We start from the raw sequence: 14,578 nt of genomic DNA on the forward strand, positions 1-14,578 counted from the left end.
TATGGCCCCGGGGGGACGACGAAACGCATCCTGCTGCTGGAAGCGAGGGGCGCGGCCGGCGAGGACCTGCCGTGCGCAGCCGCCCCGCTGGGCGTCGAGGCGTACGTCGCCACGCACGAGGACATCCACGCCACGCACTACGGGCCCGACCTCAAGGAGCTGATCACCCCTGTCGCCTTCACCGACTTCGGTGACACCGCCGCCGCGCTCGACGACCTGACCGCGTTCTGCCGAGCGCGCAGCATCGACGGAGTGGTCGCCTGCTGGGGGTTCCTCTCCCCCGTGGCGGCCCCGCTCGCGGCCCGGCTCTGCCTGCCCGGTCCTCAGTGACCGCCACACAACAGCTACTTGGTCACCCCATGACAGCGACCACAACCCCGCCCCGGCCCCACTACCAGGACATTGGCATCACGAGTCCGCTGACGCCCACCCACTGCCACCCCACCACCCACTCACAGGCTGGCGTCCCTCGACTTGGCGCGCAGCTGCGACACGTACACGTCCATGACGCGGGTGTCCCGGTAGTCGGCGTACCCCCAGACCTGGGCCTGCGGACGACTCCCTGGTGGGCAGGGAGCCGTCTGCAGGCCCGAACGTCCCCGACGGAGGAGAGGCCCATGTCCAAGCCAGAGCGTACGGGCAACAGCCTGGACCCGGAACCGTGGACTGGTGGGCTGAGCTCTTCGCAGGCGGGCACCGGCGGTTGCCTGCAGCCGCGGTCCGCTCAGGCCGGGCGCAGGCCGCGTGGTGTCTGGCCGGTCCACTGCCGCAGGGCGCGGTGAAAGGAGGTCAGTTCTCCGTAGCCGATGAGGAAGGCGATCTCGGTGTTGGAGAGGGAGGTACGCCTCAGGTACGCCCGAGCCAGTCGTTCGCGGGTCTCGGCGAGCACCTTCTGGAATGACGTGTTCTCTGCCTCCAGGCGGCGTTGCAGGGTGCGCGGGGTCGTCGCCAGGTGGTGCGCCACGTCGGCGAGCGTGCGCCGACCGGCGGGCAGACACGTGAGCAGGGCAGCGTGCGTCCGGTCGGTCCAGGTCGCCGACTGTTCGAGGGTGCGCAGCCGCCGCCGTAGATCGGTCTCGAGGTGGGCCCACATGTCGGAGTGCACGGCGGTGTCGAACGGTCGGCGCATGTCGGACGGCGAGAAGACGACCGCCGCGGGCCCGTGGGTGAGGACGCCGCCGTCCAGGAAGTCCGCCACGGCGGTCTGGTCGTCGGGAGGGTCCGGGACCGTGATCCGTACGGGCCGGATCCGGGCTCCGGTGGCCAGCCGAGCGAAGGCCACCCAGAAGAGCAGCTCGAACCGTTCCAGGACGGTGGGTGGTGTGAAGGGGGTCCGCGGACGCAGGGCGATCCGAAGGCCCGCGTCGGTCCGTACGTCCAGGGTCACCGGGTAGATGAGTCGCTTGTAGACGGCGATGCGTTCCGCCGCTTGCGCCAGGTCGCGGCTGGCTAGACCGGCGAAGACGGCGGCGTCGAAGTGATCGGCCGACACTGCCGAGGCGAGGGCTACTGCGAGGTCGGGGCCCGGGTACAGGGTCTCGGCCGCCTCCCACAGAGCGAAGAAGTCCTCGGCGCCGATCCGGGCCCCCGGGGACCGCAGCAGGTCCGCGGGGAGACCTGCCTGCCGCAGTACGGCCTGCGGGTCCAGGCCGAGGGCGGACAGGAGGCGCGGCCATCCGGGTGCGAGTGAGTAGACGGTCACGGTGTCACGCGCGGGCGGTGAACGTTCCCCGCTCGACAAGCTGCTCGAACATGTCCTCCATCGACTGCCGCAGCGGTCGGTAGACCATGCCCAGCTCGTGCCGGCTCTTGGTGTTGTCCGCGTGCCACGCCACGCCGACGTTCCTGCTGACGAAGGTGCGGGTGAGCCCGGCGCTCGGTGCCGCCAGCCAGACCAGGGGCTTGGGCAGCGCGCGCCTGGGGAGGGGGAAGCGGTCCCCGAAGCGCGGCAGCAGCACCCGGCCGAGTTCGAGGACGTCCGTTTCGTGACCGGAGACGATGTGACGGCCGTGGGCGTGGGGGAGGTACGCCGCCGCGATGTGTGCGCGGGCAAGGTCTCGTACATCGACGACGCCGAGCCCGGCCCGGGGGGCGCCCCAGCGCAGGGTGCCGTCGCCCAGCTGCCGGACGATCGAAAAGCTCTCGGAGGTGGGCTGGGTGTTGGCCGCGGGCCCGATGACCAGGGAAGGGTTGATGACGACGAGTCGCCAGCGGCTCTGCGCGTCGGCGATCTCCCAAGCGGCCTTCTCGGCCAGCAGCTTCGAATAGCTGTAGGGCTGGTAGTCCAGTGATGCGGTCGTGTTCCACACGTCCTCGGTGAGCCGTCCGTGTGGGGCTGCGGCGCAGTCGGTGGCGTCGGTGTAGATCGCGGCGCAGGACGAGGTCAGGACGACGCGCTGCACCGAGGGGTTCGCATTGGCGCTCTCCAGGACGCTGCGCGTGCCCTGCACCGCCGGGTCCACCAGCTCGCGCTGCGGATCGTCGACGCGGGTGGTGAACGGCGACGCAGTGTGGAAGACGATGCCGCAGCCCGCCATCGCCTCGGTGTAGGAGCCCTCGGTGAGCAGGTCCGCGGCGAAGAACTCGATGGCACCGGGGGACTTCTCCGCGAAGTCCACGAGGTGCTGGATCTTGGCCGTGTTACGGGGGTCGCGCACCGCGGCACGCACCGTGACGCCGGCATCGAGGAGCCCCTTGACGATCCATCCGGCGACGTATCCCGTTGCGCCGGTCACCAGGACAGGAGCAGTCGTGTCCACGGTGACGCCGGTCAGGTCTGGTTCTGCGTACATGGCGGCCACTGTATGGGGAGGGCACGGACATCTCTTGTCGGATCACGCCAGGTGCCGCCCCTCTTGGTTCGGTCGGCTAGCCGTTGGCAGATGAGTCAGAGGCCGTCCGGTACTGCGACAACCATGCGCGCCCCACCACTGGCGATCAGAGTGACAGCGAGTCCACCAGACCCTCGCCTCGGCCGGTCAGGATGCGTTTCCACACACCAACTGGTGGGAGACCTCGTCCGCACCGTGCTCGTCCGGCAGCCGATCCGAGATCCGCTTCACCGCGTGCCGCTGCGCCGTGCCGCAGGACTCGGCGGGTCAGGGCGGAGAAGAACAGCTCGGCCTGGTTGAGCCGGGAAGCGTGTGGTGGGGTCCAGTGGACACGCCAGCGCGGGTGCGCGGCCAGCCATGCCCTGGTGTGCCTGGCGGTGCGCGAGGGCCCGTTGTCGAGCACTACGTGGATCTCCCGGCCGGGAGGGACGGCCCGGTCCAGCTGCTCCAGGAACGCGGTGAAGGTCGCTGCGTCGTTGCGGGCGATCACCTCGGTGAGCGCTTCGCCGCCGGACACCTGCAGGGCAGCAGCGAGGGAAAGCGGTGCGTGGCGCCGGTAGGCGAACTCCTGACGGGCGATGGCGGCGGGGCGCCCGGGATACCGGCGCGAGCCAGCGGCGTCGCGGCTTTCTCGTCGATCGAGAGCACCACCGCGCCTTGGGGCAGGTCGAGGTAGAGGACGCACACGTCTGCCGCGTGTTCCCGGAAGTCGGGGGTGTCGCGGCGGGTGAGCCAGCCGCGGACCTTGTGCGGCCTGAGATCCAGGTCCGCCGGAATCCGCCCGACCTGTGAGGCCGAGACCGTTGTGGAGCAGGTGTCGGCGACCTGCGCGGCGATGGTCCGGTGCGACCAGGTCGCTTCCGGATGCGGCGGTGCGCTGGTGACCGTGGCCGCGATCGCCACCCGCACGTGGGGCCCGTAGGCCGGCGGCCGCCCCGGCCCGCCTGGCATCCCGTAGTTTCTCCGGGCCGCCGGCGGCGAACCGGGCCCCTCCACTTGCGGGCCGTGTTCACGCCGACCTCCAGTTCCCGGGCTATCGCGCCGTTAGCCCGCCCGGCCGCCGCTGCGAGCACGATCCGGGCCCGCAGCACCGCCCGCACCTGGGACTTCAGTGCACCCACCGTCCGTAGCAGTTGCTCGCGGACCTCCGGTTCGAGCACCGCCGGGACCGCCCTCGCCACCCGTCCTTCACCCCGCACGGCAGACGATCATGGCGGAGGCAGTGCCACACCCGGCCCACCCCTACCACTGCGAACAGGAAGGCCGCGACGCCTTTCCTGGCTGGCTGCACGAGGCACTCCTCCCACGGCGAGCACCACCACCGGCATGGTGGTGGTGCTCACATCTGTTCGATGGTCGTGTCGCTCATCTGGCGTCTCCTTGATCATCGGATCCGCCGATCACCGAACACTCCCCGGCAGAGTTGGCTCAGGTAGCGGCAATGAAGCGGTTCACGATCGCGGCGAACTCGGTGCCTCGGTCCTCCTGGAGGAAGTGCCCGCCGCCCTCGATCACGGCGTGGTCCTGGCCCTGGCAGCCGGGAACTTGCTTGAGGAAGACGCGATCTGCGCCGCGGGTGAGCGGATCCTGATCGCTGAAAGAGCACAGGAAGGGCTTGTTGAAGCTCTGAAGAGACTGCCACGCCCGCCGGTTGGGCCCGGTTGCCGGATCGTCGGGGGACACGGGAACGAGCAGCGGGAACTGGCGTGCTCCCTCTTTGAACGACTCGTCGGGGAACGGCGCGTCGTACGCGGCGGCGACTTCGGGGGCGAGGTCGGTCGTGCAGCCCCCGTTGACGATGCCACTCACGCGGAACTCCGGAGTGTTCTGACTGAATTCACGCCACGCAAGGAATGCCTCACCGGGGTCACGGTCCCCGGTGGGCAGGAACGAGTTCGCGACGACGACCCGCGCAAACCGGTCAGGGGCCTCTGCCACCAAGCGCAGGCCGATCAGTCCGCCCCAGTCCTGGCACACCAGGGTGACGTCGTGCAAGTCCAGCCGATCGAACAGCGCCTCGCGCATCCAGTCCACGTGACGCTGGTAGGTGTAGTCCGAGCGCAGCGCCGGCTTGTCCGACCTGCCGAAGCCCACAAGGTCGGGCGCGACGCACCGGTGCCCCGCGGCAGAGAGACCGGGGATCATGTGCCGGTAGAGATAGGACCAGGACGGCTCGCCGTGCAGCAGCAGCACCGTCTCGCCGGAGGAGCCGTCCCCGTTGTCGACGTAGTGGACGCGCAGCGTCCCCTCGCTGCCGTCACCCGAGGCCACTTCGGTGTACGAGGGCGCGAAGGGGTAGTCCGGGAGATCGTTGAACCGCTCATCAGGCGTACGCAGAAATCTCATGGGTGGACTCTACGTCCAGGGGAGAGCTCACGGCCCTGGCGTAGTTGTGTGATGTCCGGTTCCGTGTCGGTTGGTCTGATGTCGTGGACGGCGAAGGCGTCCTCGTGGTGGAGGAGGTCGCGGCGGGTGTCATCGCGCTCCGCCTCCTTCCGTGTTCGTGCTCAGGATGTCGGCACGGTCCTTGGATACGTGGAACCGGCATACGGCGGTACCTCTCACTCCGGCCACAACGGCTGGACCAGCCGCCTCGGCGGCAGCACCGGCACCCTTGACGGTCGTGGCACCTTTGCTGCTTCGTACGCATGAGCTGTCGTGGGAGGCTCTGGAGCACCTCGTGGTGGCACTCGAACGCCTCCTGCCGGCGGGCAGGGGTCTGCGCTGTGGCCTACGGCCACCACGTGATCGTTTGTCTTCACACACCGATGATCAGCGGTGGCCGTACCCGTCTCCGTGCCGACCCCGTCGTCGGCTGGGCTGCCACCGCACCTACCGAGGTGCCGGATGCAGGGCGTCTTCTCCGACTGGGTTCTGCGGCGATGACTATCGTCCTGCGGTGCCGTCTACACGACGGGAGGGGCAGCCGCCCTCTCCCCGGCCCGAAACGGGCCTGCCCCGTCGATCAAGGAGCCTCCCGTGGCCGCAGTCCGTACTCTCATGACCGGCCTCGTTCTCGGCGAGTCACCCCGCTGGCACGACGGCCGCCTGTGGTTCTGCGACTGGGGTGCGCACGAGGTCTTGGCCGTCGACCCCGGCGGCCGCAGCGAGGTCGTCGTCCGTGTGCCCTCATTCCCGTTCTGCATCGACTGGCTGCCGGACGGTCGCCTGCTCGTTGTCTCGGGCAGCGATCGGCTTCTGCTGCGTCAGGAGCCCGACGGGTCGCTCGTCTCCCACGCCGACCTCGCCGACCTGTGCGACCGCCCCTGGAACGAGATCGCCGTGGCCGCAAGCGGGAACGTCTACCTCAACAGCATCGGGTTCGACATGATGGCCGGCGAAAATCCCTCCCCCGGCATCCTCGCCGTGGTCACCCCCGACGGCTCGACACGCCAGGTGGCAGACGACGTCGCTTTTCCCAACGGCATGGCGGTAACGCCCGACGGATCGACGTTGATCCTCGCCGAGTCCCACGCGAGCAGGCTCACCGCCTTCGACATCGAGGACGACGGCGGCCTGTCGAATCGCCGGATCTGGGCCCGTCTCGACGCCGCCGCCCCGGACGGCATCTGCCTCGACGCCGAAGGCGCGGTCTGGTACGCGGACGTCCCCAACAAGCGCTGCGTCCGCGTACGAGAAGGCGGCAAGGTACTGCAGACAGTCGAGCTCGACCTCGGGTGCTTCTCCTGCGCGCTGGGGGGCGCCGACGGCCGGACACTGTTCATCACGGCGGCCCAGTGGCAGGGGCCGGAAAGCGCGGCCGACGGGACACGTACCGGCCGGGTGCTGGCCGTGGACGCACCGATCCCAGGCGCCCGTCGTCCATAGCGCCCAGACCCACGCTCACCAGCAGCACCACGAACTACGGCTGGAGTACCAGGAACGCGAACACACTCCCCACCGGTGTCGACTCCCCGCAGGTCGCCCACACATCCGGCCCGGTCGTCTCCCCGGCCCATTCCCCCGTCACCACAAGAGACGAGTCTTGCCCCGCCGCTCGCGCGGCGCAGCCAAAACCCTGCCGAACAGGCGGGCAGGCGTGGTGGTCTCCTCGCCAGTCGGGTTCCAGTACGGGGAACAGGCGGCGGGCGAGCGGCGCGAGGGAACTGTGCCGGTACGGCCTCCGGTGGCCGCATCGCCCACCGCCGACCATGTCCTGGAGGGACTACAACGGGGGTGGGCATGGACCCGACGGCGTTCAACGACCCGTCCAGCCGGCTCCGCGTCGGCGCGTGCCCCGCGCGCTCAGACACGCGTACGGTTCCGACCGGGAGCGTGACACTTTCGCGAACGAGTCCCGCAGGACGCCCTGATGCACCAGACCCACGATCACTTCGCGCTGATCCGCTCTGCGACGGAGCACAGAATCAGACGAAGGCCGCCTCGACGTCCGCTGAACCGCTGAAACGCCGATCAAGCGAGAGCCGCGTTCGACACCGGGCCACAAGTGACGAGCTCAGAAGAACACCCCGCAGCGCAGCAGCACGTTCGCGTACGGGCGGGCCTCGCCCGTACGGACGACCAGACGTACGTCCGCCGTCATGTCCTTCAGCTTCTCGTGCGGGATCAGGCCCAGCTCCGTAAAGCGGGTGTCCAGGAACGCCCAGGCCTCTGGGTTCGCATCCCGGACCTCATACGCCGCCGTCGCGCCCTCCACCACCAGTTCGTCCAGCAGACCGTCCAGTACCTCGGCGAAGGACGGCACCCCGGCGCGGAAGGCCAGGTCCACCATCTTCGGGCCCGCCGGAATCGGCATACCCGCGTCGCACACCAGCACCCCGTCCCCGTGCCCCAACTCGGCCAGAGCACCCGCAAGATGACGATTCAGAATTCCGGCCTTCTTCACAGTGCGACGACCTCCTCCGCGGTGGGGAACGACTCCTGCGCCCCGGGTCGGGTCACCGCCACCGCGCCCACCCGCGCCGCGTACTCCGCCGCGTCCGACAGCGACGAGCCCGTGCCCAGCCGCCAGGCCAACGCCGCGGTGAAGGCGTCACCCGCGCCCGTCGTGTCCACGGCATCCACCTTCACGGACGGGACCCTGGTCGTGGCGTCACCGGTCGCCACCAGCGCACCCTCGGCGCCCAGTGTCACCACGACCGAGCGGGGGCCGAGCGCCAGCAGCGCGCGTGCCCAGTCCTCATGCGAGCTGCCCAGGTCCCCGTCCGCAATGACCCGTGCCTCGTGCTCGTTCACGATCAGCGGGTCGCAGGCCGCCAGTACCTCCGCGGGCAGCGGCCGGGGCGGCGAGGGGTTCAGTACGAAGCGGGCGCCGGACGGCAGGTTCCGTACGAGCTCCACGACTGTCTCCAGCGGGATCTCCAGCTGTGCCGAGACCACCCGGGAGGCGCGCAGCAGGCCGACGGCGGCCCGGACGTCCTCCGGGGTGAGTCGCGCGTTCGCTCCCGGAGACACCACGATGCTGTTGTCCCCCGACGGATCCACGGTGATCAGCGCTATCCCGGTGGGCGCCCCGCCGACCAGGATCCCCACGCCGTCGACGCCGGCGTCGCGCTGTGCGTCCAGCAGCATCCGGCCGTGCGCGTCGTCGCCGACCCGGGCCAGCAGCGCCGTACGGGCGCCGAGGCGTGCGGCGGCGACCGCCTGGTTCGCGCCCTTGCCGCCCGGGTGGACGGCCAGGTCGGAGCCGAGCACGGTCTCCCCGGCCGTGGGCCGTCGCTCGACCCCGATCACCAGGTCCGCGTTGGCTGATCCCACGACCAGGAGGTCGTAGACGTACATGAACTGTCTCCCTACGGATCCCAACGGACCCCATGGATCAACGGACCCCAAGGGACCCCTGTCAACGGACCCCGCGGATCCCTGCAGCAGTGAAGGCCGGTGCCACGGCCCCGGGCCGCGCGTCGTGCGCGTCCCGCGGCCGTGGCGACCGGATGGGTGCGGGGTCAGCCGGTGAACCCGGCGACGTTGTCCTTGGTGACGACCTTGACCGGGACCTTGATCGTGCTGTCGATCTTCTTGCCCTTGGCGGCGTCGACGGCGTTCTGCACAGCCAGCTGGCCCAGCAGCTTGGGCTGCTGGGCAACGGAGGCGAACAGCGTGCCCGCCTTGACCGCGGCCAGCCCGTCCGGCGTGCCGTCGAAGCCGACGACCTTGACCGACGTGCCGGCCTTGCTGCCCAGGGCCTTGATCGCGCCAAGCGCCATCTCGTCGTTCTGCGCGAAGATGCCGTTCACGTCCGGATGAGCCTGCAGCAGGTTGGTGGTGACGTCCAGGCCCTTGGTGCGGTCGAAGTCGGCTGGCTGCGAGGCGACAACCTTGATGCCCGGGTAGGCCTTCAGGCCCTCGGTGAAGCCCTGGCCGCGCTCGTTGGCGGCCGAGGTGCCGGGGGTGCCCTGCAGGACCACGATGGTGCCCTTGCCGCCAAGCTGTTCGGCGATCGTCTTGGCCGCCAGCTTGCCGCCCTCGAGGTTGTCCGAGGCGACGGTGGTGGCGACCGTGGCCTTGTTGACAGTGCGGTCGGCGGCGACGACCGGGATGTTCGCGTTGTTGGCGGCCTTGACGGACGGGCCGGCGGCGTCGGAGTCCACCGGGTTGATGATGATCGACTTCACGTTCTGGCTGGTGAAGTTCTGGATCTGGTTGGCCTGCTGGGAGGCGTCGTTCTGGGCGTCGGTGACGGTGAGGGAGACACCCTCCTTCTTCGCCTCGGCCTGGGCGCCCGCCTTCAGCTGGACGAAGAAGGGGTTGTTGAGGGTGGAGACCGACAGGCCCACCTTCAGGTCGGAGGAGCTGTCCGCCCCGGAGTTGCAGGCGGTGGCGGTGAGGGCGAGCGAGGCGATGGCGGCGGCGGTGACCGTGATCTGCTTGGTGCGCATGGCTGTTCCTTGCGGGTACGGGTGCGGGTTGGGATCGGGGAGAGCCGGGAGAAGGAGAGAGCGCAGAAACGGCGTCGGCTACGCGCGGCGGCGAAGCGTGTCCAGGAGGACGGCGAGCGCGATGACGACGCCGATGACCACCTGCTGCCAGAAGGCGGAGACCGACAGCAGGTTGAGTCCGTTGCGGAGCACCGCGAGGATCAGGGCTCCGATGAGGGTGCCCGATGCCTTGCCGACGCCACCGGAGAGGCTGGCGCCGCCGATCACCACCGCGGCGATGGCGTCGAGTTCGTATCCGTACGCCGCCTGCGGCTGTGCCGAAGCCAGCCGCGAGGCGAGGACGATTCCGGCCACAGCGGCGAAGCCGCCGGCCAGGGCGTAGACGACCAGCTTCTGGCGCTTGACGCGGATGCCGGAGAGCCGGGCGGCCTCTTCGTTGCCGCCGATCGCGTACATGGTGCGGCCGATGTACGTGCGGTTCAGGATCACGGCGGTGATCAGGCCCATCACGATCATCACCAGGACCGGTACCGGGAGCCAGCCGCCGATGGTGGTGCCCAGGTTGGACACCGAGTCGGGGAAGGCGATCGGGCTGCCCTGTGAGATGACCAGTGCCAGGCCGCGACCCACCGACAGCATGGCGAGGGTCGCGATGAAGGGCGGCAGCTTGCCGAAGGAGATGAGGGCGCCGCTGACCAGACCGCAGACGACGCCGGTGCCGAGGGCGAGCAGGACCGCGATCCAGACCGGGAGGCCCTGATTCGTGGCGGTCCAGGCCAGGACGGTGGCGGAGAGCGCGGCAACCGAGCCGACCGACAGATCGATGCCGGCCGAGACGATCACGAAGGTGACGCCGAAAGCCAGGATCGCCGTGACAGCCGCCTGGACGCCGACGTTGAGGAGGTTCTGGGTGGCCAGGAAGTCGCCGGACAGGAACGACATCGCCACGGCCAGGACGACCAGGGCGGTGAGGGCACCATTGTCGAGGAGCATGCGGCGCAGTGCGGAGGCACCGCCCGGGTACGTACTGCTCTTGAGCGTGTCAGTGGCCACGGGAGGCCTCCACATCCTTTGCTGCGCTTGCTGCTCTGTTCGTTGTCGCGGTCCCGCTGACGGCCAGCGCCATGACGGCGTCCTGGGTCGCTTCCCGCGCGGCGAGTTCGCCCGCGATCCGGCCCTGGGACATGACCAGGACGCGGTCGCTCATGCCCAGTACCTCAGGAAGGTCACTGGAGATCATCAGGACGGCGTGCCCGGAGGCGGTCAGTTCGTTGATCAACTGGTAGATCTCGACCTTCGCGCCGACGTCGATGCCGCGGGTCGGCTCGTCGAGGACCAGCACCTTGGTGTCGGCCAGCAGCCATTTGCCGATGACGACCTTCTGCTGGTTACCGCCGGACAGTGTCCGTACGTGCTGGTGCAGTCCGGCCATACGGACCTTGAGCTGCTCGGAGATCCGGTCGGCGGCCCGCCGCTGCCCGGCCCGGTCGACGAAACCGGCGCGCGTCGAGCGGCTCAGCGTGACCAGGCCGAGGTTTTCCTGCACCGTGGCGTCGAGGACCAGGCCCTGGCCCTTGCGGTCCTCGGGGACCAGGCCGATACCGGCATCCAGGGCGGCGTTGACGTCGTACGGGCGCACCGCGCGGCCGTGCACCTCGACGGTGCCGGAGTCGTACGGATCTGCGCCGAAGACGGCGCGTACCACCTCGGTGCGGCCGGCGCCGACCAGGCCCGCCAGGCCGACGACCTCGCCGGCCCGTACCTCGAAGTCGATGTCGTGGAAGGTGCCGGCCCGGGTCAGGCCGCGGACCTTGAGCAGCGGCGCGCCGGCCTCGGCGGGTTCGCGCGGGTACTGCTGCTCGATACTCCGGCCCACCATGAGCCGTACGAGCTCGTCCTCGGGGGTGCTCGCCGGGACCTGGTCGACGCTGCGGCCGTCGCGCAGGACGGTGACACGGTCGCCGAGGGCGGCGATCTCCTCCAGGTGGTGGGTGATGAAGACGATGCCGACGCCGTCGTCACGCAGCGTCCGTGCGATCCGGAAGAGCTTGTCGACCTCTTCGGTGGTCAGGACGGCGGTGGGCTCGTCCATGATCAGGACACGGGCGTCGAGGCTCAGCGCCTTGGCGATCTCGACCATCTGGAGCCGGGCGATGCCCAGTTCGCGCACCCGGGTGCGGGGGTCGACATCGACACCGACGCGGGCGAGGAGTCCGGACGCGTCGGCGTTCATCCGCTTGCGGTCGATGAGGCCGAAGCGCCGCGGCTGACGGCCCAGGAAGATGTTCTCGGCGACGCTGAGGTCGGGAACGAGGTTGAACTCCTGGTAGATGGTGGCGATACCGAGGCGCTCGGAGTCCTGCGCACCGTGGATGCGCGCCTCCTCGCCGCCGACCAGGATCCGCCCCGCGTCGGGACGGTACGCGCCGGAGAGCATCTTGATCAGGGTGCTCTTGCCCGCGCCGTTCTCACCGAGCAGCACGTGCACCTCGCCCCGGCGCAGGTCGAAGTCGACGCCGTCGAGCGCGACGACGCCGGGGAAGGTCTTGCGTATCCCCTCGATACGCAGCAGTTCGTCTGGATGGCTCACGTGGTGCTCCTCGGGGCCTGCGGGCAAGAGGCGGCCTCGCCGCACGAGCGGCGTACGACGAGACGTGCGGGGAGGGTGACGGACTGAGGGGGCCGGCCCTCGATGAGGTCGACCAGCGCGCGGACGGCGGCACGCCCGAGTTCGCCGGTGGGCTGGGCGATCGTGGTGATCGGCGGGTCGGTGTGCACGAACCACGGGATGTCGTCGAACGCGGCGAGCGCGATGTCGTCCGGCACCCGCAGTCCGCGCGCCCGGACGGCGTCCAGCGCGCCGAGCGCCATCAGGTTGTCGGTGGCGAACACGACTTCGGGCGGCTCGGCCAGGTCGAGGAACCGGTTGGTGGCCCGGCGCCCGCTCTCGGCCTGGAAGTCGCCCTGGCCGATGTACGCGTCGGGGAGGGGAAGTCCGAACTCGCCCATGGCCTGGCGGAAGACCTCCACGCGCTCACGGCCCGTCGTGGTCGCCGCGGGGCCCGCGATGATCGCCAGCCGTCGGTGGCCGAGCCCGTACAGATGGGCGACGAGATCATGGATGGCGGCGCGTCCGTCGGACCGTACGACGGGTAGGTCGACGCCCGGGATCCACCGGTCGACGAACACCATCGGCGTTCCCGCGCGCGCGGCGTCCAGCATCAGCGGCGAGCCGCCGTCGGTCGGGGAGACCAGCAGCCCGTCGATACGGCGGTCCAGCAGGTTCCGTACGTGGTGGTCCTGCAGGTCCGGTCGCTCGTTGGCGTTGCCGATGATGACGCTGTAGCCGAGGGCGCGGGCCTCCTCCTCCACAGAGCGGGCCAGCTCGGTGAAGTACGGGTTGAGCACATCGCTGATGACCAGCCCGAGGGTGTGGGTCTGGTCGGTGCGCAGGGACCGGGCGACGGCGTTCGGGCGGTAGCCCAGCGCCTCGACGGCTGCCAGCACACGGGTGCGCGCGCCGGCGCTGACCGACGGGTGGTCGTTCAGGACGCGCGAGACCGTGGCGACGGAGACCCCCGCCTCGACGGCGACGTCCTTGATACTCGCCATCACCGGACCACCTCCCCAAGTTCCGTGGAATCGTTTACACGACCGATAGGCAGGATTGGAATCGATTACATGCCTCTTAATCAAGGGGCGAGGACAGGGTCGAGACCAGATTGTGACCCCCTGTGTGCCAGCCATGCCGTCGAAACCGCGATGGGTGCAGCTCCAGGGCAGGGTCCGCAGATCCGCGAGCGTGAGCCGCAGACGTCGGTGCGCCCTCGCCGCGGCCGGCAACCGCACGGTCAAACCGCTGCTGACGTTGAAGGGGTGAGGTGGCCGGACGGAGCCGACTACGACGACGCTCCGCCCATGGTCAGCGCGGTTCGCGCCAGCCCGCGCAGCCAGGCATGGGCGTGGTCGGTGTCGTAGCGCTGATGCCATGACAGATATACCGGTGCCGACGGCAGTTCGAGCGGGAGGGGGAGCACGACGAGGCCGAGGCCGGCGGCCGCTGACCGCGTGGTGGCCTCGGGGACGCTGATCAGGAGATCGGAGTCGCGCGCGAACTCCATCGCGGCCGCTTCCGTGGGCGCGGTCGCCACCACGCGGCGGGTGAGACCGAGCCGCGCGAGGGCGTCGTCGAGGGCATTGCCGAGGTTTCCACGTCGCGAGACGGTGACGTGCTCGGCTTCGGCGTACCGCTGTGCGGTGACGGTCCCGACGCGGGTGAGGGGATGCCCCTGCCTCACGACGATGACGAGGCGGGTCTCGCCCACGTTCTCGGCACGGATGTCCGGTGCGCTCGGGCGGTTGGCGTTCGCCTCCAGGTCGACCTCGCCGCGCCGCAACTCGGGGGTGTCAATGCTCGATTCCGCGATGAAGCGCAATCGCACGCCCGGCGCCTGTCCGCGCACGGCCGAGAGCAGTGCGGGGCCGCTCAAGGTGACCAGGGAGTCGTGCCAGCGGAGCGTGAAGGTGCGCTCCAACGTTGCCAGATCGAGTTCACGGCTCGGTGCCAGCACCCCCTGGACCTGATGCAGCAGCTCGTGCACCTGTTCCCGGACGGCGATCGCGTACGGCGTCGGGGTCATCGTGCGGCCGGTGCGCACCAGGATCTGATCCCCGGTCGTGCGCCGGATTCGGCCCAGGCTCCGACTCATCGCGGGGGCGGTGACGTGCAGGCGCGCGGCCGCCCCGGCCACACTGCCCTCCTCCAGCAGCGCGTCGAGCGCGGCCAGCAGGTTCAAATCCAATTGCATGTGAGTAATGCTAACCGTGCTTTACATGCATTTGCAGTTAATCAAGGGGCTCCATACCTTCGAGAGCAGGGCGCCGAACAGAGCGCACGGTTCGACCGGA

The 14,578-nt window shown here is 69.8% G+C and carries 12 protein-coding genes and 1 pseudogene; 2 read left to right on the forward strand and 11 right to left on the reverse strand.

Features of this window, described 5'->3' with window-relative positions; translation table 11 throughout:
• Nucleotides 1–87 precede the first annotated feature (87 nt).
• A complete protein-coding gene (locus tag ACFXOM_RS06400) occupies nt 88–330 on the forward strand; it encodes a hypothetical protein (protein ID WP_385037417.1) in 243 nt (80 codons plus the stop codon).
• A gap of 394 nt (nt 331–724) precedes the next feature.
• Here ACFXOM_RS06400 and ACFXOM_RS06405 read toward each other — a convergent pair whose 3' ends face one another.
• The 5 genes from ACFXOM_RS06405 to ACFXOM_RS06425 form a co-directional block, all read right to left on the reverse strand.
• On the reverse strand, nt 725–1,702 hold the full coding sequence (locus tag ACFXOM_RS06405; RefSeq protein WP_384947501.1) for an AraC family transcriptional regulator ligand-binding domain-containing protein: 978 nt from the start codon (nt 1,700–1,702) through the stop codon (nt 725–727).
• 4 nt (nt 1,703–1,706) lie between these two features.
• Complete coding sequence (locus tag ACFXOM_RS06410; RefSeq protein WP_384947499.1) at nt 1,707–2,792, reverse strand: NAD-dependent epimerase/dehydratase family protein; 1,086 nt, start codon at nt 2,790–2,792, stop codon at nt 1,707–1,709.
• Nucleotides 2,793–2,937: 145 nt separating this feature from the next.
• Nucleotides 2,938–3,348: a transposase gene (locus ACFXOM_RS06415; protein WP_385037152.1), complete on the reverse strand. Its 411-nt coding sequence runs from the start codon at nt 3,346–3,348 to the stop codon at nt 2,938–2,940.
• Nucleotides 3,318–3,782: a hypothetical protein gene (locus ACFXOM_RS06420; RefSeq protein ID WP_384927733.1), complete on the reverse strand. Its 465-nt coding sequence runs from the start codon at nt 3,780–3,782 to the stop codon at nt 3,318–3,320. Before ACFXOM_RS06420 ends, ACFXOM_RS06415 begins: the two co-directional genes overlap by 31 nt.
• Before the next feature lie 477 nt (nt 3,783–4,259).
• Nucleotides 4,260–5,177 (reverse strand): haloalkane dehalogenase, encoded by a 918-nt coding sequence (locus ACFXOM_RS06425; protein WP_384927735.1) that lies wholly within the window; start codon nt 5,175–5,177, stop codon nt 4,260–4,262.
• 633 nt (nt 5,178–5,810) lie between these two features.
• Here ACFXOM_RS06425 and ACFXOM_RS06430 point away from each other — a divergent pair.
• Nucleotides 5,811–6,659, forward strand: a complete 849-nt coding sequence (locus ACFXOM_RS06430; protein ID WP_384927737.1) for an SMP-30/gluconolactonase/LRE family protein — start codon at nt 5,811–5,813, stop codon at nt 6,657–6,659.
• A 628-nt stretch (nt 6,660–7,287) separates the two neighbouring features.
• On the opposite strand, the gene rbsD is transcribed toward ACFXOM_RS06430, so the two are convergent.
• The 6 genes and pseudogenes from rbsD to ACFXOM_RS06460 all read right to left on the reverse strand — a co-directional run bounded on the left by rbsD (nt 7,288) and on the right by ACFXOM_RS06460 (nt 14,478).
• The gene (rbsD, locus tag ACFXOM_RS06435) at nt 7,288–7,677 is read right to left on the reverse strand and encodes a D-ribose pyranase (protein WP_384927739.1); all 390 of its coding nucleotides are present in this window, start codon (nt 7,675–7,677) and stop codon (nt 7,288–7,290) included.
• Entirely contained in the window at nt 7,674–8,573 is a 900-nt protein-coding gene (locus ACFXOM_RS06440) for a ribokinase (RefSeq protein ID WP_384927741.1), read from the reverse strand. Before ACFXOM_RS06440 ends, rbsD begins: the two co-directional genes overlap by 4 nt.
• Before the next feature lie 164 nt (nt 8,574–8,737).
• Nucleotides 8,738–10,723, reverse strand: a pseudogene (locus tag ACFXOM_RS06445) (substrate-binding domain-containing protein).
• Nucleotides 10,713–12,260 (reverse strand): sugar ABC transporter ATP-binding protein, encoded by a 1,548-nt coding sequence (locus ACFXOM_RS06450; RefSeq protein WP_385037155.1) that lies wholly within the window; start codon nt 12,258–12,260, stop codon nt 10,713–10,715. Before ACFXOM_RS06450 ends, ACFXOM_RS06445 begins: the two are co-directional and overlap by 11 nt.
• On the reverse strand, nt 12,257–13,282 hold the full coding sequence (locus tag ACFXOM_RS06455; RefSeq protein ID WP_384947494.1) for a LacI family DNA-binding transcriptional regulator: 1,026 nt from the start codon (nt 13,280–13,282) through the stop codon (nt 12,257–12,259). The genes ACFXOM_RS06450 and ACFXOM_RS06455 overlap by 4 nt, the downstream gene beginning before the upstream one ends.
• Nucleotides 13,283–13,569: 287 nt before the next feature.
• Nucleotides 13,570–14,478 carry a LysR family transcriptional regulator gene (locus tag ACFXOM_RS06460; RefSeq protein ID WP_384927747.1) on the reverse strand — a complete coding sequence of 303 codons (909 nt, stop codon included), beginning with the start codon at nt 14,476–14,478 and terminating at the stop codon, nt 13,570–13,572.
• Nucleotides 14,479–14,578: the final 100 nt, after the last annotated feature.

The organism is Streptomyces sp. NPDC059169 (assembly GCF_042755225.1).
Classification (GTDB): Bacteria; Actinomycetota; Actinomycetes; order Streptomycetales; family Streptomycetaceae; genus Streptomyces.